The organism is Pseudomonas sp. Leaf59 (assembly GCF_920984685.1).
In the GTDB taxonomy this organism is placed as follows: Bacteria; Pseudomonadota; Gammaproteobacteria; order Pseudomonadales; family Pseudomonadaceae; genus Aquipseudomonas.
The window spans coordinates 135474-156578 of record NZ_CAKLBR010000001.1 but is presented as its reverse complement, the minus strand read 5'-3'; the positions used below and the strand labels follow the sequence as shown (position 1 = coordinate 156578).

Genomic DNA, 21105 nt, shown 5'->3' with positions numbered 1-21105 from the left:
ATTTATAGAGAAACATCGACATGGACGCCCCTGAACATCTAGCAGCAATGTCCGCATCTGAAGCTTTTAATACCCTGACGGGCTATACCAAGGCTTTTGATCTTTTCAAAGCCATGGGCGTGAGCACAAGGGAGCTGGTCCACTCGAACATCATTGCCTCGCTCTTGAACGATCGTGAAGCCCATGGCATGGGCAGCGCCTTCAGAGATGATTATGTAAGGTCGCTTCTCGGCTGCCGTTGCGAGCGCAACCCCCTCCCGGAAGCCGTACTTTCAAGCACTGCTGACGTGCGCGCGAACGTGACACGGGAACTTGAACATATCGATATCTTGCTCGATTACCCGTCCCTCAAACTGGTGATCGCAATCGAAAACAAGATATGGGCCTTGGACCAGAGCCGTCAGGTCGCCCGCTACCAGAAAGCATTGCAGGACCTGTTCCCCCACTATACCCATAGGGCGCTGGTGTACCTGACGCCCAAAGGCCGGGCGTCTCCGACGATCGATCCAGACTCCCCGACCCCGGTCTACTACCAATCCTATGGACAACTGGCCGAGCTGCTACGTCAGCAGACAAGCGTAGATCCGAAAGCCCTCCCGTTTATCCATCAGTTTGTCGCTCACATCGAGAAGACCATGTCGGGAAACACCGAGCTCAAACAGTTGTGCTGGGAGATCTTCCAGCAAAACGAAGAGGCGTATGGTCATATCCACGACCATTTCGTTTATTGCCAGAATCGCAAGCTGCAAGAGCGCTTCGAATGGCTGGAAACCGAGGTTAAAACCGCGCCTATGTTTGCCGACTGGGCCGGCAGGATCGAAACGAGGCCAATATGTAATGTCGACAAAAAGCGGCATGACTTGGACGTACGGGTAAAAGAATGGCCCGACGGTCTCTGGATCAAACTGTACAAGCACACCTGGCTTGGTGTTTTTCCTTACTTCCTTGCCGCTGATACCACCGAGTTGGCAAGACACCTACCCAACTTCACTTCAAGCCCGCGGGAGGTTCCTGACTGGGCTGGGCATTATGTGGCTTCAAGCGGCTACCAGGTTAAACATGAACGGTGCATTTTTGACCTGGGTGACAAGGCGACGGATGCGCATTACAACCAGGCGCTGAGCAAAATCCGGGACTGCCTTGAAGAGATCGATCGGGCTCTAGACCCTACCCTACCGGGATCGCGCTGATGCTCACATCGCACGATGAAACCCCTTGGCGCTTCAGGCTGGAGATAACATGCTCGCTGCAATATTGAACGGCAAGCGCCGAGGTAGCGGCGTTGAAGGTAGGCATTCAAGCCTGGGAGATGCCACCGGGGCGGAAGACATCCTTACCGCCACCATAGTCGAGCGACTGATTTACCTACCCGAATCTGTGCGTGATAGCTTCTTCGTTCAATTGTTGGGACCAGACAGATCAATTGGCACCTTGGAGGATTTCGAGTTCTGGCCATCATGGTGGCTTGACGAACGACGTGTCGAACCCGATGTGGTGCTGTACGGCTCGGAGCGTACGCTGCTGATTGAAGCCAAGCGCCACGACGATCTCCAACAGCAATACGCTGTACAACTGGCAAATGAGTTGCGGGCTGGTTGGGCAGGCAAACACCTGGGTGATGGCTCGATACTCCTCACCATTGGTGGCCTTCAAAATTACACGCAGAAAAGCACCTCTGAGCTGGAGTCCCAAATCGAGAGAGAACTGTCCGGGGCAGGCTCAGATTACGAGTTGGCGTGCTGCAGTTGGTATCAGTTGTTCCAGGCTCTAGAAGCAGCGATTTCCAACGCATCGACGGACTCATCTCCAGGCCTTCAGCGTCTGCTGGATGATATTGCCGCCGCTTACGAATGGCATGGGCTGCGTATTCTTCCTCGGCGCTGGTTAGGTCAACTGGCCCCGGTATCGATCGACTCCACGCGCTCCCCTATATTCGCGCCCGCAACCGTTAGCGCCAAGCGAGTCCCGAGCCGCGTAGCGACATCCCGCTTCCTATCAGACCTTTCTGCACCTTCTATTCAAATTACCCAATTCCCCATTGCACGTTGGAGCTGACTAACTTGGCCACTGAAACCTCAATCGACAGCGCTCTTCTGGATGTACGCAAAGCCTATCGCCTGCTGGCGGATTATCAACAGCGCATTCTTGAGCTACTGGGCTTTATACGTGAGGAACTGGGCGCCGATTACTACTCTCAGATACCGCGAAATCGTGTGCCCCGGAGCCTGGATGGACTAGAGGTCAGCAACAGCGCAGGACAACGTTTTCTGCCGTTCAACGACGTGTCCGTGCTATGGCTTCGTAACGGCGGGCAGGAGGATCCCGTGCATTGCCATGAGAAGGGTGATCTGTTGTTCGACGTTTGGGTCCGGAACGACACGGGCAATGGTGAGAACGCCGAAGAAGCATCAATCGTCGAGAACAGCCGAAGCGAGTTGCGCATCTATATCTTCCAATGCCTGGAACCCCACAAAGGGCCATACAACTGGCGTAGCCAGGTCTGGGACCTGACGTACTATCCAGCAATGGGAGAGGTACTCGAATGTGATGGCAATCCTGGCTATCGCGCCTACGCAGAGGCTTTGGACTTATCTGTATGCACCGATGAGAACGCCATCCGCACCGCCTTGAACGGGCTGAGAAAGCGCGCGTCGGATAAGCTTGATCAGCAAATTTGATTTCTGAGCTTGGGCTAATTGAACCCTACCCTCCCGATTTTCTCCGTTGAAGCCGAAACGTACGAAGGTCGGAACGGCTGCGGTTACGCAAAAACACCAGCAGGAAGCTAGTTGAATGAACGCACCGAAAAATCCCCACGGGCTCAACAACGGGTTATCCATTGAACGAGCCCCCTTGAAAGACAGGACACCGTTCCCCCCTTTGAGATAAGGGATAGGCAAACGGGTATGTTGAATCGCTCTTAGTTTCGTAGACACTTCACTTCCGTACCCCATGGATACGATCTGCCGGAAGCCCGCCGTTTTGACGCGCTGCATCTTGCTTCGGTTCGTTTCAAGTGAGCAGGCGAATGACCGCTATTAGTCCAATCGATGCAGCGGTGGCGCTGCAACAAAATCCAATAGCGGCTATATGACATATTCGATCACGAAACACCAAGCAAGCGCATCCCGTGCCGCCGTCGAGCATACCTCCACCATCACTGGATGGACGGATAAAGCTCGGGGTGACGAGAATAATGACGGGAAAGCTAGGTCTATGAACACCAAGCGATGAACAGTTACGTTCATTTCAGGGCCACTGAGCCAGTATTATTGGGATGCTGATCTGCTTATGAACATCTAACATCGCCCACTTGTTAAATGATGTATCAGGCAACATGAACGCACCGCGCAATTATTCGCACTACCCCCAAGCCGCTCAACTAAACCGAATATCCAACGACCGCAAATACGTTTGCAGCCCCGCATCCTGAATCGGGATCAGGAATGCCTCCGTGTCTGCCTCATTGAAGTGCGCATGCCAGTACCCTGGCGGGGTCACGAACGCCAGGCCAGGTGACCAGTCCACTCGCACCGGGTTGCGGATTTGCCCATCCGCATCCAGCTCAGTGCCCACCAGCGAGTAACACCCCACAGGGCAATCGATAATGAAATCCAACGCAATCGACTGATGCCGATGGGGCTTTTGCACCGACCCTGCTGGCAGAATTCCATACATTGCCCACAGCACATGAGTCACTGTGCGGGTCTGTGGAAAGTTGCGATTACCCAACAGGATACTGATGCGGCTGCGGTCCTGCGCATGCGGGTCATCGGCCGCTTCACGCAGTTTCGCGTTCGCCACGTCTGCGGGATAGAGCGTCGGCGCAAAGCGATCACTGCTGCGCGTTACGCCCAGGTAGCGCAACAGCGGCTCATCGTGCACGTAGTAAAACCGAGCATCCTGCGTTGCAGTCAGACGTGCCTCGTGCAGGCCAGGCAGCGCGATAAAGCAGCCTTTGGACCATTGAATGGCATGCTCGCCCTGAACGACGCGGCCCTCCCCCGCAATTACATAGAGCACTTGAGACGTCGCGTTGGGCTGCAAGGTGAGGGTATCGCCGGCGTTGAGCCGAATGAAGTTCGCGCACAGCCCAGGGCCAGTCGCCGGGCCTTCGCAGCCCAGGGCTTCGCTGAGGTCCAGTGGCACTACCCTGGAGGGGCCGCTGTCATACAGCGAAGCCGGGAAGCTCTGATAGGGAATTCGGGTGATCAAGTTCGCGCTGATCGGATTGGCTGCTTTGCTGTATTCGAAATACTCGGCGTCGATTGGGTCGGTACGGGTCCTGTCCGGGGTGGATTCGCTGTTCATTCGGGTCACCTCACTCTTATGCCCAGGAGATTTTCTCAGCGTAGACGCTTAATGCAGCCTAACCCGCTGGAGCGGTGAAGCGTCGAGAGATAACGCGAGCCACCCACCACAGCATCACTGCCGGGATCGAAAGCAACAGGCAATACACAATGCCAACTGCCAATAGCGGCCCGGTTTCAGATGTGATCATCACACACGGAATCTGCCCGAACATTACGATGGGGCCCGCCAGCCATCCGCGTTTCTGAAACAGCAGACCCAGCGTCAGTGTGAGCGCCAGGGACGCCGGATATAGAACAGCAAAATAACAGTGCGCGTCCCACGGCTCATTCACTCCGGCCAACCATGACGCCGTCAGCCAAAAGCCCACACTGATGACGCACGTTACTATCGTCGCCAGCCACATACTTTTCGACGTTCCAGGTGAATGCACACATCTCACCTTCGCGCACTCCAAACAACACAACTTCGAAGCGTTCGAAGGTGAGCTTCAGGAAAAACCCCTCAAGGTTTCTCCCCCCAACTCAGCGGCGCAGCAGACGATCCAGCACCAGCAGCGCTACCGCACCAATTGCCAGGGCTGCAACCGGCTTCTCTTTAACGAATGTAGACACACTGTCAAGCGCATCGCCGTAGGTCTGGGTCAACTGACCAGCCGCCTGGCGTCCAGCCCCTTCAGCTTGCAGCTTCGAATCACCAAACAGTTTCCCGACAGCGCTCTGTGCCTTGCCTGCGGCCTTTTCTACAACACCTTCTACTTGTTCACTTTTCATAATCACAAAACCTTTGCGTGTAGTGAGCAACCCGGCGTCAATCCGGGTTGGCGATTAGCTGCACAGCGTTAGGGCGGATGGCGTGGTGATTAGTTCAAGTTGAAGTGCCGCATTTAGCCAAGCCCCGGGAACTAGATTTTTCCAGTCTTCTCAAACCTGCGTGCATGTATCGTTCACGGCTCTCCCGTCTCAACTTGAACAGGCGCGCAGGACGGTACTCACGCTACACTTTCTGCGTGTTGAGCAGTCGGGCGACAGTGACGGGCCAATTTGTACAGTTCCCCAGGAGCAGCGCTTATGATTCCTCGTATCATCATCGCCGACGATCACCCTGCCATCCTGCACGGTTGCCAGGTTGTACTGTTGAATGACAGCAGTTTTGCCAAAATCCAGGCAACCGCCACCAGCGTTCCGGAACTCTTCACCGCGCTGGAAAACCATGAATGCGACGTGCTGATCGTCGACTATTCGATGCCCGGCGCCGACATGGATGGCCTGCACATGCTGGGTTTGCTCAACAGACGTTACCCGAACCTGCCGGTGCTGGTGCTGACGGGTGAAGAGAACCTCGGCATTCTGAGGCTGATTCTGGAGGCGAAAGTGCGTGGCATCATTCAAAAAAACAGCGACATTCTCTGCCTGCCAAAAGCCGTGCGCACCGTGCTGCGTCGGGGCATCTATTTGAATGAAGCCTTGAAAAAGGCGCTGGCTGAATCGCCCCGCAGCCCGGCAGGAGAAGCGCAGCTGAGCCCCAGGGAGCTGGAAATCGTGCGGCTGCTGGCGTCGGGCAAGTCGCCCGAGGACATTGCAGAGACCCTGCATCGCAGCGTCAAGACGGTCAGCTGGGGCAAGAACTCGGCCAAGCGCAAGTTGGGTATACAGTCCGACGCGCAGCTGTATCAGTATTACGCCTCACTGAGCAAATCCACCGTCGAGCACTCCGGGTGATAAACGCCCTGCGCAGGCTGTTGTGGCTGACATTGTTGGTGTCGAGCCTGTGCACGGCGTCAACACAAGCCCCGGCGGCGTTGGGCAACCCTGTGGTAGTGGTCGGCCTGCCGGTGCAGACCACCCCTCCCCTCGGCTACTGGGTCGGCGACAGCCCGGCCGGGTTCAGTATCGACTACCTGCGTTACCTGGCCGACCAATTGAACCTGAAACTGGAGTTTCGCCAGTTCGCCACTTTTGAACAAGCCACCACCGCACTGTGCGAAGGACGCATCGACATCGTGCCGGACTTGCAGACCAACGCCGAGCGGCAACGCTGCATGGACTTTTCCAGCCCCTATCTGCTCTCCCCCCTGGTGTTGGTTGTACGGCACGGCAGCGCGGCGATCACACCTGCCGACTTGTCGTCACATTCATTCGTCGCCGAGCAGGGCTATACCACTGCTCAATGGCTGAGCCAACGCCTGCCGCCCTCTCAACTGCGAATCTACGCGGACACCAAGGCTGCCCTGGACGCCTTGCAGCATGGCGAAGGTGACGCCTACCTGGGCGAGCCGTACCAGCTCGAAGCGCTGTTCAGCAGCGGACACTACAAGTCCCTTGAGGTCAGGCAGCAGGATATTTACGACAACGCCGGCCTACACTTCGGTATCAGTTCACTGCGGCCCGACGTGCGCGACGCCCTTGCCGCAGCCATGGCCCGTACCCCGTCCGACTTTCTCAACGACCTGCAGTTGCGCTGGCTGGACAAGCATTCGATCAATCAACGCATGCAGCCCTCCTCCCACCTGACTACCGCGCAGCGCCAATGGGTGGATGACTTGCCGATGCTGCGCGTGAGTTATGAAACCACCTTTCGTCCCATGTCGTTCCTCGACGAACACGGTCGCCCCAATGGCCTGAGCTACAGCTACCTGAAATACCTGGTGAATGCGCTGCGGCTCAAAGTGGTTGAAATACCCGCGCCAAGCGGCACGGCTGCGCCTTCCGACGAGATTGACCTGCGTATTCCGGTGGACGCGTCCACCGAGCACTTGCCCGGCTGGCGCTACACGCAGCCCTTCGTGAAGATTCCCAACGTGCTGGTGACACGCCTCGGAGAACCGGCGAAAACCGCCATCGAAGAGCTCAATGGCGCGACGCTGGTCGTGCCGGACAATCCGAAGTTCGCGCAACGCCTCCAGCAACGGGTGCCCGACAGCTTGCTGCTGCGGGTAACCGACCCGGCAGATGGCTTTGAGCTGGTGCGCACCGGCAAGGCCGATGGTTACGTGGGCAACCTGATAACCGTGGACCGCTTACTGGAGAAAGGCTGGTCGGACAGCCTCAAGATTGCCGCAGCCACCGATCTGCCGCTGGAGTTGTCTATCGCGGTGACCGAGCGTCACGCGCAACTGGCGGCCCTGCTGGATCAACTTATCCAGAGCATTCCGATAGAACAGCGCGACCTGTTTGCCCAACAGTGGCTGCGCAATACCTATGAAATCGGCGTCTCCCCGCAACGCCTCTGGCGTATCGTCGGCAGCATAGGGTCCGCAGCCCTGCTGATCATTGGCGTATTGCTCTACGCACACCTGTCGCTCAAAACCCGCCAGCGCGCCCTGAGGGAAACGCAACAGCGGCTGTCCGCGCAATTGCGCTTCAGCCGCGAACTGCTTGAATCGTATCCATACCCGGTGGCAATCAAGGACCGTCAGCGCCGATACCTGATGCTCAATAAAGCCTATGAGCGAACCTTCAACGTCGAAGCGGCCCAGGTGCTGGGGCGCTCCGTTGACGAAATCAGCTACTACCCTGCGCAGGTGCGTCAGCGGATCTCGAAGATGGTCGACCGGGCGCTGCGCGACGATGAACGCCAACAAGGCGAGCATATCCTGGTGGGCGAGGATGGCAGCGACCAGCACTGGCTGTACATCGTCACCCCCTATCGGCTTGACGGCGCCGAACCGCAGGGCGTGCTCACCACGTTTATCGACGTCACCAGCATTCGCGCCGCCGAACAGCTGGCTGAACAGGCGGCCGAGGCCAAGGCGGCGTTTCTGGCCACCATGAGCCATGAAATTCGCACGCCGATGAATGGCATTCTCGGCCTGCTCGAATTGATGAGCGACTTGCACCTGCCCACCGATGCGCAGGAAATGCTGACAATGGTCAACGAATCGACCCGCTCGCTCCTGCAGGTGCTTGACGACACCCTGGATTTTTCACGCATCGACTCCGGCATGCTCGTCGTGGCGCCCGAGCCTACCGACCTGCGTCAATTGCTCGACGGCGTGCTGCGCCTGATCGGCCATCAGGCGCACGGCAAAGGCCTCGGGCTGCACAGCCTGATTGATCATCGCATCGCCGGGCTGCTGGAAGTCGACGGCAGCCGCCTGCGCCAGGTGCTGCTCAACCTGCTCAGCAACGCCACCAAGTTCACCCAAAACGGTCATGTGCGCCTGGAACTCAGCGTCAAGCACGATGATGGCGAGCAGCACCTGGAATTCCTGGTTGCGGACACCGGCATCGGCATCAGTCAGGCGCAGCAGGAGCGTCTGTTTCAACCCTTCATGCAGGCGGACAGCTCCATTACCCGCCGCTACGGAGGCTCGGGCCTGGGCCTGATGATTTCGCGTCGACTTGTGCAACTGATGGGCGGTGAACTCTACCTGCACAGCTGCCTCAATGAAGGCACGCGCATCACTTTCACCCTCAGCCTGCCCGTCGTCGCCGCGCTTGAAAAACCTTTCGCATCCCACTCGGTAAAGCTCGCGTCCGATCTTGCGCCCTGTCAGGAAGCCCTGGCGCAGCACCTGCTGGCGCTGGGGTTTCAGTTCACGTCGGATCAGCCGGACCTGCTGATCACCACCGACGAGGCATCCGCCGGCAATCCCGGGACGCTGCTGATTACCACCGAAGACTTGCCTGCCGGCTATGCGGTCGGCCCCTCGTCCACCCGGCTGAGCGTTAACCCGCTGACCTGGGGCGGTTTGCAGGCCGCGCTTGAGCAACTGCTGCTGGGGCGCAACAGCAGCCGCCGAATTCCGTTGCCCCGTTCCAGTTACCCCAAGGGCCATAAAGTGCTGATCGTGGAGGATCACCCCACCAATCGACTGCTGCTGAAAAGGCAGATGGAGCACCTGCAATGCGCCTTCGACCTGGTGGAAAACGGCCTGCAGGCGCTCGAGCGTCTGCAAACGCAGCAGTACACGCTGATCCTCACTGATTGCTATATGCCGGAACTCGACGGCTACGCCATGACCCGCCAGGTACGCGACTCACAGCTCGAGGCCGCGACAATCCCCATCATCGGCATGACGGCGAGCATCCACCCGCAGGAACAGCAGCGTGCCCGAGCGGCCGGTATGGACGAACTCATCCTCAAGCCCATCGTCCTCAGTGCGTTGATTACCCTGTTCGAGCGTTACCTGTGCGCGCCGCCTGAAGACTCGGCAGTCACCAGCATGGGCGATCTGAAGGCCGTGATGTGGGACAGTTTTTGCGCAGAGAGTCGCAAGGACCTGCTGGCCATAGAGGCCGCACTGATCAGTGACGATGCAGAAACCCTCGGCCATCTGCTGCACAAACTCGCCGGAGCGTTGCAACTGGTCGACCTGACCGAACTGTCCCGTCAGGCGCAGCATTTGCACCGTGAAGCACTGCACCACTCGGTGGTGCACGCGGCGGTACGCGACTTCGTTTACCAACTTCGCGCCGCCGGTGTTTGACGGTTCGCACATCATCCCCGTGTGCACGCCCAGCTGTCCTCGTTAACAGCAGAACTGGAATATTCCAGGTAACTAGCACTTTTTGCACTCCTATAATTTCGCTGCTCTTGAATGGTGTCGATTTCATTATCGACGTTGCCATCTCGACGCGTCTTTTAATTATTCATAGGAGTATGACTGTGAAACGTTTCAAACTGGGTACGACATTATCCGTTGCCGGCTTCGCTGCCCTCGCCCCTTTTATCGCCCATGCCGCCAGCGAAATTAACGTTAAAGGTATTATCACGCCGGCCGCGTGCACGGTTAATGTCCCAACTGGCAATGATCTGGACTGGGGCGAGATCACTTGGGACTCACTTAGCAAAACCGATTTCACCACACTCCCCGCAAAAACAGCGAGGATCGATATTAACTGCCCGGAAGGCACAACCACGAAAACCGCCATGTGGATCGTCGATGCGGACCCTACCAGCGCCATGATCGGCAAGAATAGCGCCGGGCGCACCGACCACGCCGATTCAGGCCGTATCTTCGGTATCGGCTTTGACCCGGTGACCAAGAAGCAGATCGGCAACTTTGTGCTGAAACCGGTCAGCACCATCGTCGACGGCGCAACCAACACCACCAGCTTTGGTTATAACCGCGACGCGGCCAACCATATGTCTACGCCCAGCAGTCGAGCGTTGATGTCCAGTTGGGCTTATTACACCAAAGAAGAGTGGAGCCCTCTGGACACCGCTGGCAATCCGGCCAGTGGCAATGCGTTCACCTGGAACTTTGAGGTTGAACCGCAAATAAACATCGCCAGCCAAATCAGCGCGACCACGCAAGTTCCATGGAACGGCACGGCACAAGTGAACGTTCGTTACTACTAATTTATTGTGGGTTCGCAAATGTCCTGCCTGACGGTGGGACATTTTTATTGCCATGAAACTTGTCCACTCCTTACTGCTGATCTTTTTCATCTCGATGAACGCTCACGCGCAACTCAAATTTGACAGCAAGTTGCTCGGCATCAATGGCATCAGTGACCAGCAAGTTGAGGACGCCCTTCACGACACGGAACTTTATGCTGGCGATAACGCGGTCCATCTCTACGTCAATGATCGCTTCATTGCCAAGACCGTGGTTTATCGCGCGCCCGGAGGACAAGCGGGCTATACCGCCCATGACCTTGAACGGTTCGGTCTGAAGAAAGAAGCCTGGGGTCAGCGCATTCAAAATGGCGCTGCGACCTACGTGCTGCTGACTGATCGGATCAAGCCCAATTTCAGCCGCAGCGACCGCAGCCTGAAGCTCACGGTACCGCGCGCGCTGCTGGAAAACCCCGATTTCATTCAACACCAAAAGGGCGGAACCGGCGCCTTCGTCAACTACAACACCTACTATTCGTCGTACGACTCCAGCGGTTCGAGTAATGACTCACTGAGCGCAAATTATCAAGTCGGCGCCAACGCAGACAACGCGTTGCTGCGCGCCAACGGCACCTTCAGCAGCTTTACGTCCAGAACCCAGCGCTACAGCAATAACAACGTCCAGTCGTTTTATCTGGATCGCGATTTCGACATTGGCCGCGTCAAAGCCGGTCGCCTGAACTCGCCCGACGGCGGCTTCGGCGTGGGGTATGTGGATGGCGTGGTCTACAACACCAAGGGTGCGCCATCAGGCATTGGCAGCGTGGCCTTCACCTACGACAGCGATGCGCCGGCGGTGATCGAGTTCTACCAGCGAGACCAACTGGTCTACACCCTGAACGTCAACCGCGGCCACAACAACCTGGCCGCAATACCGGTGACATCACTGACGTCGGACGTGGTGGTGGTGATCAAACGCGATGGCCAGGTGATCGATACCCGCCAGATTTCCCGTGCTCGCATCAGCCGTGCGACCACGCAAAGCAGTGGACTGTATGCATTTGCGGGGCGCTCGAACACGGATGCGCGCGCCGTGACAGCCGGTGCGGGTTATTCAAAGCGCTACAGCGATACCGTGAACCCCACCGTAGCAGTCGTCGCCCAACAACATTATCAGGGCGTCTCCGTTAACAACACCCTCAATAAAGGCGGTCTGCAGATAACCACGTACGGCCTGTTATCGAGGAATGAGCACAATAAACTCGGCGCCAACTTTAACGCCACGCTGAGTTACGGCGGCACCGACCTTACGTACCAGGCAATCAGCCGCAATTTCTCCTATGTCGGCCAGGTTCTTTATGATTACCAAGCCGATATAAAAAGTACCCTGAGTATCGCGCACAGTTTTGTCGTGGGTGACAATAATGCGTTCAGCATTTCGCTCGACCGGAACGACTTCTACAACCGCGCCAGTTATTCGACGTGGTCGGTAGGCTATTCCACAAACATCAAAAAAGCCTCACTCAGCCTGAGTGCCGGGTCTACCCTGCAAGCGCCCGGTGATACCCAGCGTGACAAAATGACGTTGAATGCCAGACTGTCGATTCCATTTGAAGTGGGCGGCCGCCGTGTTGACTACCGATCGCAATACAACGCTTACAGCAATAGCCAGCGCCTGGATAACTACCTGACCACCCGGGTCAACAGTGATTACAGCGTGACCGCTGGCCATGTGCAGCGCACTGCCAATCGCAGCGAATCCACAGAAAACTATATAAGCAACGACTTCAATACACCGTACACGCATGCCGGCCTGACGGTTTCCAAGTCCGAAAGCGACAGCCGCAGCGCAACGTCAAACAACCTGAGCCTTTCGGGTTCAATCGCCGCCAATCACAAGGGCGTGGTGTTTACACCCGAACAACTCAAAGACACCTACGCCATTGTCGACACTCACCTCAAGGGTTTCGTCAAGGTCAGCAGCCAGCGCAGCTCAGCAAGAACAAACTATAACGGCAAAGTGGTGCTGGCCAATATCTCCGATAACAAGCCTGACTTTGTCAAAGTCAATCCCAAGGGGTTGGACGATGACGTGTACTTCCAAAACAACCAGATGGACTTTATCAGCGACCGTGGCGCGGTGTCCTATTTCGACTTCGAGCCCACCACTAACAAGAACGTGTTGATGCGCTGGACAAACAAGCCAGAAGCGCTCAGTTCTCGCACGGTGTTTTATGACCAGGACGGCAACTTGATCGCCAACTTTATCGACCAGAACGTGCTGCTGGTTAAACAGGACAATATTAAACAACTGCAAACGTCAGGCATGTTCGATGCGTCCGACAGCACCTTGATGTGCAAACTTCCCACTCAACTGGAGATCTCCAATGAACAAATTATCGATACAACCTTTGACTGCTCTCGGCAAAAAATGCCTGTGGCTGGCCTGCCTGACAGCCATGCCCCTGCTGGCTGAAGCCCAGGTGCAACCCAGCGCCTCTGCGGTGCTGATTGAAAAAGGACAGAAAGAGGCCACCATCGACCTTAAAAACAACAGTGACGAAGCCGTGCTGCTCTACAGCAAAGTGAGCAAACTGCCGGATGACGACCTCGACGGTGGCGTGTTGTACACCGTGCCGCAAACCGTGGTGGTCGCGCCCGGTAAAAACCAGACCGTGCGCGTGATCTTCCGTAGCAACAAGCCCCTCGACAGGGAACACATCGCACGGGTGCTGTTTTCAGGATTGCCCCCACAGCAGCAAGCCGCAGGCAAGGTGAAATTCGTCATCGGGCAGGATCTGCCCGTGATCATTGGCGTCGATCCCAACGTGTCCGAGGTCGACACCTGGAAGCAAATCAGCTTTAAGCAAACACAGGGGAAACTCTGTATGAGCAACCCGTCGCGCAAGGTATTTCGTTTTGATCCGACCATGTCGAGTGCGCCGACCAAGGCCGACATTACCTTCAACAAGGCTTACGTGTTACCGGGCGAAACGCTCTGCCAGGCGCTGACATCACCGCTGGCCGCCAACGCCTCGTTGAAATTCAACAGCGTGTCCAGCTTCAACTTCATGCTGCAAACCCATGTCATCCAGTTATCCGACCAGGCGTCGAAGCCTTGATTATAAAACTGAGCTAGGCCCCTTCTGCACAGTGATCGAACGCGCCGCCTGCAACAGAATGCGCGCAAAAATCTACTTCCTGTTCGTACCGTTTTACGACATATGGGCACTGCGTGTGTCCACACGTAAAACATCGTATAGTGGCCGTTTGCTTCGCCGGATCAACCGATAAATCAATTGTTGGCAATTGAGACGAAGTACCGAATTCAGGCAGCTCGACGCCCCTTCAGTCCATGGTGGCGTCGTGCAGTCCGGTAAAAGTCGCAAAGACCGGGAGAGTTTTACGTCAATGCCCATATTCTGTGCCTGAGCGGGTGGAGGACTCTGGCTTTCGCAGTGTTTCGATCAACCAGTACATAAAATCACAGTGACGGAGCCTTAGCAGCTATAACAATTGCGACGTAAGCGATGTCTTCCCGCACGGTATCCGTTCATAAACCTCACATAAAACACCGTTACTAGTTGATCGAGATCCTCAAGATGCGTGAGACTGGACGCTACATGATCGACGGCTATCAGGACATCCCGTCCAATGGATATTTTCGATGCTGCTCAGCCCTAAACAGAATTTAATATCGACAGGAGTCGACCAGCGTCATGACCCTTCCTACCGTGTACTTCCCAATCAATCAGCGTGAGCAAGCTTCCCAAGCATCTGCCAAAGTCTTACTTGCATCTGACGTCTACGACAAGCTGACAGAAACGGTAAAAAGCGCAAAAGCTGTGTCCCAGCGTGCACGTGAGAGCGCAAATGGCGAAGACGACGTCAACATCCACAGGGCTCACACAGCCGTTCTGATTGATGGGTCCCGCGGAACGGGGAAAAGCTCTGTCCTGGTCAACATTTCAAAATACCTGGCAGAGCACGAGCCAGAGCTGCAAAAAAGGGTTCACTTTCTCAAGCCTCTCGACCCTACGCTTCTCGAAACTACAGATGATCTCTTCCTGAACGTCATCGTCGCAGGTTTGGTCTGCGATCCCTCAATGCGAGAAGCTAAGGACCAAAAAGCGGAGCAGGCAACCGTGTTTCACGAGGAACTGCAACTTTTAGGTAATACGCTAGAGCGACTTGAGTCGCAGCGTGAACTGCGTGGGCTGGATAAACTACGTGCCTTCATGGGCAATCAAAATCTAGCTCAGCAAGTACATCGGATATTTAAAGCCGCTCTGAATTTACTGGATAAAGATCTCCTCGTACTACCCATTGACGACGTCGACACCTCGCTGAACAGAGCGTTTGACAACCTTGAAGTGATACGAAAATATCTCGTCTCACCTTATGTTTTGCCCGTCATCAGTGGCGACCTTGAGCTATACAACGAGCTGACTTGGCGCAACTTCCATGGTCGTCTTATCAAGGAAAGCAACGTCGAGTCAGCCGCTGCGCTAGTGCGAGCTAAGGATCTCGCACAGGAGTACCAACGAAAAATCCTGCCGCTTCAATATCGCATCGAGATGCCACAGGTAATCTCCTATTTGAAATCATCGAACATCGGCTTTATTGACAGTAACCGTGAGCCTGTCGCCGACATCACAATGGCGCATTTTCATACTTGGCTTGAAGCGATACTCAACGAAAGAACCAACGGTATGGAAAATAGCTATCTGCCCGCGCCGGTAAAAAATATCCGCTCACTTGCTCAATTGGTTTATTCCTTGCAGGACGAAATTCCAAAACTGAGTCAAGCGCTGGCAGGCCATGATGTAGAGTCTGCGCAACTTCGTCGATTATTGACCCTGCCTATCCTGCCAGCTGTCATGCAGGCCTTTAAAGATGCTTATTCTGCAGCTGCTCGCATTGTAGATAAATCGCAAAATGAGGCTGCAAGACGCCGGGCTTATCAACAACTGGCCGACGATGCAAAACAACCCTTCCCCCTTCACAATGAACTGGTGGCACTGGCGCCCGCCAGCCAAAAAGCCCTTATGAAGTATTGCCAGTTTGCTGCAGAAGGGGGAGCTGCTTACTTGGCCTTATCAGCACAGCACTATTGGCGAGAGATACATAGCATGCATGGCCGAGACGAATACGTCAGTGTTTTGCACACCCCGCTGTTCGAACCTATGAATCACAATGACATCAGCTTGCGCCATTTCGAAGCAACTGCGCCGACAACGGCTTGGCGCGAAGTATTAGCCAATCGTGCACCACTGGATTGGCTTGAACGAATCCCCGATTGCACGCTTATACCCTATCCGTCACCAGAGCCCGGTTATGCTCTAACTAAGAAAATCCCTTCCTTCAAGGATAAAAAAAGCGAATTTGTCGCAGCCCTCCTACTTCATCGAAATTTTTATACCACAAATAAACGAGCCACGTTGTCTTGCTGTGGCAGGGTTTTTGAACTATTGGTCGCCAGTTTTGTAAAAGATGTGAGTGCTGATGAAATATCACATGTTTTGCGACGCGCGCCCTTCCATTCCCTTGGCGCGTTGGCATCTACCAAAACTCAAACGGTCGCCACCGATGAGGATGATACCAGCGATGAAGATGAAGCTTCGTCTGAAGCTAATGATGAAGAATCACCCACGTACAGTGATCAGATTGAAAGTTTGTCTCTGAATATCAACACCTGGAGAGCGCAGCACAATCTTCAGAACCATGTGCCTGCACCTTGGTTTTTTTACAACGTCATGAACAAGGTATTCAATCAAGCTGGCATATTCAATAAACCTCAATCTGTAAATACCAACCCATCCAGCAACATATCCAATCATATATCAGCATTGGCCCCAAAGATCTTCAATAGCATATGGGCAGCTTTCGGTAGCTTTGAAAAAGGTGAGCTGTTCGGATTGCCGGCAGAGATAGCACACGTCAATGTCGGTGACGGTAAAAAATTTAGCAACAGCGAACTCTACACACGAAACATATCCCCTTTTTACGCTGGGAGTACTAAAGCTGATGGATTTGGTAAGGCCACAGGAGCCTATACCTACATGATCGCGTCTCATCCACTCCGAGTGATTATGCAGTCTTTCGCAGACCCTAAGAATGCAGCAGCCTCAGTGAAGCAATCGGATGAAACCAAACCCGAAATCTCGGACACGCTGCTTGATTACTTTAATAAAATTACCGGTTCAAAATACAGAAATTTCCAGCAGGATGGCATTAGAAAAATACTCATGAAAGCTGATAATAAAAAAGAAATTATCGATCATATTCGCAACAGTTTTGAGGGGGATAAACATTACCGCAAATTCATGGCGATCGCAAAAATGACGAGCCATACAAACTAATCATGTATCAATATCAACTACTCAACTTGGCAATAGCGACCGCCTACAGCGGCGAAAACATGCTTCGCACTCTATTTGAAGAACTCAGTGGAGCTACTAAAAAAAACGTCGAGAAACTGCGCGAAAGTTGCTTGGAGGCCTTACAAATCGACCTCAACAATTATCATCCACGACGCTACCGAAAAACAGATCTCAGCACGATTTTCAAAACGGCCTGGCCTGAAAACTTATTTTCTGACGGAAAAACTCCGTCAATGTCACATCTATATTCGGCACTGATGGAGACACAAGATAATCTAATTAAGTTTCGTGCCGATCGAACCACTGAATATGTTCATCTGGCTTCCATGTTCGATCCAACAAACGTAGTCGCGTGGAAAATTGCGAAAGACATTCATGAAAATAAAAATATAACTCCATACCAGTTGCAGCAACGCGTTGAGGCGCAACAGCCCTTTCATACGGGCATGACGGTAGATAACAAAGACTATGCAGAGGGCCATGTGCATCTGAGTGGAATGAACGTCGACGGTGTTATTCTCATGCATGAATTGTGGGCCGGTTTAAAATACGGCCCCTCTTCGGATACAGAAATCGCTCAGTTATCGGCTCTTAGCCACTTTCTCATTGCCTCGCCTCATATTCAAACGAATGGCCAACCACCAGTTAAGCCTTCGGTTTTACGTCAATTAATAAGCGAGGTTATTAACAATGATTCTTACAGCGCTGATCCAAAGCTTAATTGGTCATGGGTGATTGAGGAAGAGAGCCCAAAAGCAAGGGTGGATTGGTATTGGTTACGCCAGCAGATTGGCTTGGCAATCGCCAATGATGACTCGCCCCGTGCATGGTTATGGTTTCAGATATTTATCGCGTGGCAGTATCAGAACAAGTCAACTAGCTGGCCTATAAGAATGCTTATTCACTACCTTCAAGGTAGTCTAATTAAAATTAGAAAAAAATTAATCATGGAAGGTGTAGGGCTTTCCAACTTCATAACAGCCAATTCATACCCAATCAGAGCTAGGAACAGGCTTATTGGCGGTCTCTCTAATATGCGTATGTTGTTACCAGGTAAAGAGGATCGGGCAGAAATAAAAATCGGAATTGATTTTTTTCGGGAATCAAACAACCACTCTCCAAGCAAGTTGCGTGTTTTTTTAGACAACCTCTGCCGATCACAAAACCTTTCGATTTTAGCGAATGCTTACGCTCCCTCTGATGAATACCACGCTGCGTACAAAAAACTGACAGATCGCTGGCACGGCTGCGTTAGCTTCTCACGTCAGGCACAACACATTAAAATCACCGGACGCAATAAAGTATGGGCCGTAGCGGAAGAAGTATCACGCGCTATTCACGCGACCTCCATGTTCAGTCAATCGCATGCACTTAACTGCTTATTACATGATAGCAGATTATTTTGCAACAATTGGATAAGAGGACTTGATGTGGTCGGTGACGAGAACGAAGCCCGAATTGAGATATACGCGCCTATGGTGCGATGGTTACGGGGTAAGGCGGAGCCTGATGATATCTTCCTGAAAAGCAAAGGAGCGCCTTCCCGCCTTTATCTAAGTATTCACGCTGGTGAAGATTATGCACATCCTTTATCAGGCATGCGCCACGTTGACGAAACCGTCACTTTTTGCGAAATGGAACGGGGTGATCGCTTAGGACATGCTCTAGCGCTCGGAGTTGACCCAAAGGTTTGGCTGGAACGTCACGGCGAAGCGTTATTAACCGCCTCTGAGCATCTGGACAATCTTATTTGGACTTGGCATCAAGCGCGCAAAATGCTAAACACTAACGCAGTAGATTTAGCCTATTCTGTAATACCAATACTTGAAAATCGCATGAAAGTCATTGGAGGTTATGTGGGCTGGGCCAAACAAGATCTACACGAAAAAGGTTTTCTTGAAGATCTTCTCCGCGCTTGGAAACTTAGACGAAATTGTCCTGCACAAGTTTCTGCTTATAACGACTCAGGAATACCTGATGAAAAAATAAAATTAGCGGCACCAGATTTTATGTCGTTAAAAGCATATTCTGATAAGTCTGAGGGAGTTTTTCTCGCAGAAAAATTATATACAAGACGGAACGCTACAATGGGCGATAATGACGAGAAGGAACCAATGGTCCTAATTCGCCAATTTGACGACACATCCATCGAAGTTATTTTTGATGAAGATCTAAACTTGGTCTTTGACAATGATAGTGTTGAAGAAGCACAGTTTATGCACGCATTACAGGATTTTCTGCTCGAAGAGTACAACCTGCTAGGTCTGATCATTGAAACAAATCCAACGTCAAATCTGTATATATCCCGGCTCACCGATTACGCCGAGCACCCAATATTTCGTTGGAACCCGCCTGATCCCGCGCTACTCCTTCCGGGTGAGCAACACAACCTTTACTCGTTACGTAATGGGCCAATGGCTGTAACGATCAATACGGATGATCCCGGTATTATGCCAACTACTTTGCGCACCGAATTTGCCCTGATTGAAATTGCCGCGCGCAAACACACTGTCAACACTGCAGCCATTCCTCAGTGGCTGGAGAGCATCCGAAACAAAGGTATCTGCGAGTTCGATGAAAAGCATGTCTCCGTCTGGAAGCAATGATTGCCTCCAACCTGAGTCGATTTCGGATTAAATTCGGCTGTTGTTGGCAAGCTTTTATGCCGTTAATGGTGCCTATTGCTCAATCAGCCCCGTACAGTAACCGAACGCGCTGCCTCAAACAGGATCTGCGCCACAAAATCAATCTCCTGCTCGGTGATGATCAGCGGCGGTAGAAAACGCACGGTCGCGCCATGACGTCCGCCCAGTTCCACGATCAACCCGTGCCTGAGGCACGCCTGCTGGAACGCCTTGGCGCGTACCGCGTCGACCGGCGGATGCCCTTGTACGTCCGCGAGCCCCTGGGGGTCGACGATTTCCATGCCCAGCATCAGGCCGCGTCCGCGCACATCCCCGATCCAGGGGAATTCGCCCTGCAGCGCCTGTAGCTGTTTGCGCAGGTGCGCGCCCACAGTTTCGGCGTGGGCCACCAGGTGATTGTCGCGAATAAAACGCAAGGTCGCGGTGCCGGCCGCCATGGCCAGCTGGTTGCCACGGAAGGTGCCGGCATGGGCGCCGGGCTGCCACACATCCAGTGAATCGTTGTAGACCATCACCGACAGCGGCAAGCCGCCACCGATGGCCTTGGACAACGTGATCACGTCCGGGGTGATGCCCGACTGCTCGAAGCCGAACATGCGTCCGCTGCGCCCGATGCCGCACTGGATTTCGTCGAAGATCAACGGAATGCCGTGGGCGGCGGTCAGGCGTCGCAGTTCCTGCAGCCAGCGGTCCGGCGCGGCGATCACCCCGCCCTCCCCCTGGATCGGTTCAAGGATCATCGCACCCGGCAGGGTCACGCCGCTTTCCGGGTCGTTGAGCAGGTGCTCCAGGTAACGCAGGTTGAGGGTGACGCCCTGCTCGCCGGCGACGCCGAACGGACAGCGGTAATCATGGGGGAACGGCAGGCGCTGCACCCCCGGCATCAGGGCGCCGAGGGCATTTTTGGGTGACAGATTGCCGCTGATGGCCAGCGTCCCCAGCGTCATGCCGTGGTAGGCCCCCTCGAACGCCAGCACCGAATGCCGCCCGGTGGCGGTGCGGGTCAGTTTGAGCGCGGCTTCCACCGCGTCCGCCCCGCTGGGGCCGCAAAACTGGATGCGCGCATTGCGCGCGAAATCCGCCGGCAGGCAGCCGAAGATTTCCTGCACGAAGGCGTCCTTGACCGGTGTCATCAGGTCCAGGGTGTGCATCGGCACGCCGGCGGTCATCAATTGCGTGATCGCTTCAATGATCACCGGGTGGTTGTGGCCCAGCGCCAGGGTACCGGCGCCGGCCAGGCAATCGACAAACACCTGGCCGCGACTGTCCTGTACGTAGATGCCGTGGGCCCGTTCAAGTACCAGCGGAATGCGCCGTGGGTAGCTGCGCGCATTCGATTCCTGCTGTTGCTGGCGCTCGAGCATCGGCGTCAGGTCCAGGCAATAGGGCTGGGACAATCCGGTGTGCGACAGGCGTAACTGTGCTGCCCCGCCCGTCGTGGCATTCGAAACGGCGTTCATGAAGTCCTCCAGGGACGCTGG

13 protein-coding genes are annotated in these 21105 nt (G+C 54.4%); 10 read left to right on the top strand and 3 right to left on the bottom strand.

Annotated elements, in window-relative coordinates:
- Positions 1-20: 20 nt before the first annotated feature.
- From LUB09_RS00545 to LUB09_RS00535, 3 genes are read left to right on the top strand one after another with little or no spacing between them, the layout of a single operon-like run.
- The gene (locus LUB09_RS00545; protein ID WP_122243100.1) at positions 21-1190 is read left to right on the top strand and encodes a PDDEXK-like family protein; all 1170 of its coding nucleotides are present in this window, start codon (positions 21-23) and stop codon (positions 1188-1190) included.
- Positions 1191-1239: 49 nt separating this feature from the next.
- Positions 1240-2055, top strand: coding sequence for a hypothetical protein (locus LUB09_RS00540; protein ID WP_231421264.1), 816 nt, complete (start codon positions 1240-1242; stop codon positions 2053-2055).
- A 5-nt stretch (positions 2056-2060) separates the two neighbouring features.
- Positions 2061-2678, top strand: a complete 618-nt coding sequence (locus LUB09_RS00535; RefSeq protein ID WP_017279715.1) for a hypothetical protein — start codon at positions 2061-2063, stop codon at positions 2676-2678.
- A 700-nt stretch (positions 2679-3378) separates the two neighbouring features.
- On the opposite strand, the gene LUB09_RS00530 is transcribed toward LUB09_RS00535, so the two are convergent.
- Together LUB09_RS00530 and LUB09_RS00525 are read right to left on the bottom strand one after the other, a co-directional pair.
- Positions 3379-4311 carry a cupin gene (locus LUB09_RS00530; protein WP_231421263.1) on the bottom strand — a complete coding sequence of 311 codons (933 nt, stop codon included), beginning with the start codon at positions 4309-4311 and terminating at the stop codon, positions 3379-3381.
- Positions 4312-4835: 524 nt separating this feature from the next.
- Positions 4836-5084, bottom strand: a complete 249-nt coding sequence (locus LUB09_RS00525; RefSeq protein WP_209981835.1) for a CsbD family protein — start codon at positions 5082-5084, stop codon at positions 4836-4838.
- 297 nt (positions 5085-5381) lie between these two features.
- Between LUB09_RS00525 and LUB09_RS00520 the strand changes: the two genes are divergently transcribed.
- From LUB09_RS00520 to LUB09_RS00490, 7 genes are all read left to right on the top strand, one after another.
- Positions 5382-6032, top strand: a complete 651-nt coding sequence (locus LUB09_RS00520; protein WP_209981833.1) for a response regulator transcription factor — start codon at positions 5382-5384, stop codon at positions 6030-6032.
- A complete protein-coding gene (locus tag LUB09_RS00515; RefSeq protein WP_231421262.1) occupies positions 6029-9742 on the top strand; it encodes an ATP-binding protein in 3714 nt (1237 codons plus the stop codon). The genes LUB09_RS00520 and LUB09_RS00515 overlap by 4 nt, the downstream gene beginning before the upstream one ends.
- Before the next feature lie 179 nt (positions 9743-9921).
- The gene (locus LUB09_RS00510) at positions 9922-10617 is read left to right on the top strand and encodes a DUF1120 domain-containing protein (RefSeq protein WP_209981830.1); all 696 of its coding nucleotides are present in this window, start codon (positions 9922-9924) and stop codon (positions 10615-10617) included.
- A 52-nt stretch (positions 10618-10669) separates the two neighbouring features.
- Entirely contained in the window at positions 10670-13072 is a 2403-nt protein-coding gene (locus tag LUB09_RS00505) for a fimbria/pilus outer membrane usher protein (RefSeq protein WP_231421261.1), read from the top strand.
- Entirely contained in the window at positions 13056-13718 is a 663-nt protein-coding gene (locus LUB09_RS00500) for a fimbria/pilus periplasmic chaperone (protein WP_231421260.1), read from the top strand. The genes LUB09_RS00505 and LUB09_RS00500 overlap by 17 nt, the downstream gene beginning before the upstream one ends.
- A 597-nt stretch (positions 13719-14315) precedes the next feature.
- Positions 14316-16958 carry an antiviral RADAR system adenosine triphosphatase RdrA gene (gene rdrA / locus LUB09_RS00495; protein ID WP_231421259.1) on the top strand — a complete coding sequence of 881 codons (2643 nt, stop codon included), beginning with the start codon at positions 14316-14318 and terminating at the stop codon, positions 16956-16958.
- A gap of 2 nt (positions 16959-16960) precedes the next feature.
- Positions 16961-19585 carry a hypothetical protein gene (locus LUB09_RS00490; protein WP_231421258.1) on the top strand — a complete coding sequence of 875 codons (2625 nt, stop codon included), beginning with the start codon at positions 16961-16963 and terminating at the stop codon, positions 19583-19585.
- Positions 19586-19668: 83 nt separating this feature from the next.
- On the opposite strand, the gene LUB09_RS00485 is transcribed toward LUB09_RS00490, so the two are convergent.
- The gene (locus tag LUB09_RS00485) at positions 19669-21084 is read right to left on the bottom strand and encodes a diaminobutyrate--2-oxoglutarate transaminase (RefSeq protein ID WP_231421257.1); all 1416 of its coding nucleotides are present in this window, start codon (positions 21082-21084) and stop codon (positions 19669-19671) included.
- Positions 21085-21105 lie beyond the last annotated feature (21 nt).

What these genes read in the sequence shown, in the direction of transcription:
- LUB09_RS00545 (WP_122243100.1), top strand. Translation starts at nt 21, where the DNA reads ATGGACGCCCCTGAACATCTAGCAGCAATGTCCGCATCTGAAGCTTTT.
- LUB09_RS00540 (WP_231421264.1), top strand. Translation starts at nt 1,240, where the DNA reads ATGCTCGCTGCAATATTGAACGGCAAGCGCCGAGGTAGCGGCGTTGAA.
- LUB09_RS00530 (WP_231421263.1), bottom strand. Translation starts at nt 4,311, where the DNA reads ATGAACAGCGAATCCACCCCGGACAGGACCCGTACCGACCCAATCGAC.
- LUB09_RS00525 (WP_209981835.1), bottom strand. Translation starts at nt 5,084, where the DNA reads ATGAAAAGTGAACAAGTAGAAGGTGTTGTAGAAAAGGCCGCAGGCAAG.
- LUB09_RS00520 (WP_209981833.1), top strand. Translation starts at nt 5,382, where the DNA reads ATGATTCCTCGTATCATCATCGCCGACGATCACCCTGCCATCCTGCAC.
- LUB09_RS00505 (WP_231421261.1), top strand. Translation starts at nt 10,670, where the DNA reads ATGAAACTTGTCCACTCCTTACTGCTGATCTTTTTCATCTCGATGAAC.
- LUB09_RS00500 (WP_231421260.1), top strand. Translation starts at nt 13,056, where the DNA reads ATGCCCCTGCTGGCTGAAGCCCAGGTGCAACCCAGCGCCTCTGCGGTG.
- rdrA (WP_231421259.1), top strand. Translation starts at nt 14,316, where the DNA reads ATGACCCTTCCTACCGTGTACTTCCCAATCAATCAGCGTGAGCAAGCT.
- LUB09_RS00490 (WP_231421258.1), top strand. Translation starts at nt 16,961, where the DNA reads ATGTATCAATATCAACTACTCAACTTGGCAATAGCGACCGCCTACAGC.
- LUB09_RS00485 (WP_231421257.1), bottom strand. Translation starts at nt 21,084, where the DNA reads ATGAACGCCGTTTCGAATGCCACGACGGGCGGGGCAGCACAGTTACGC.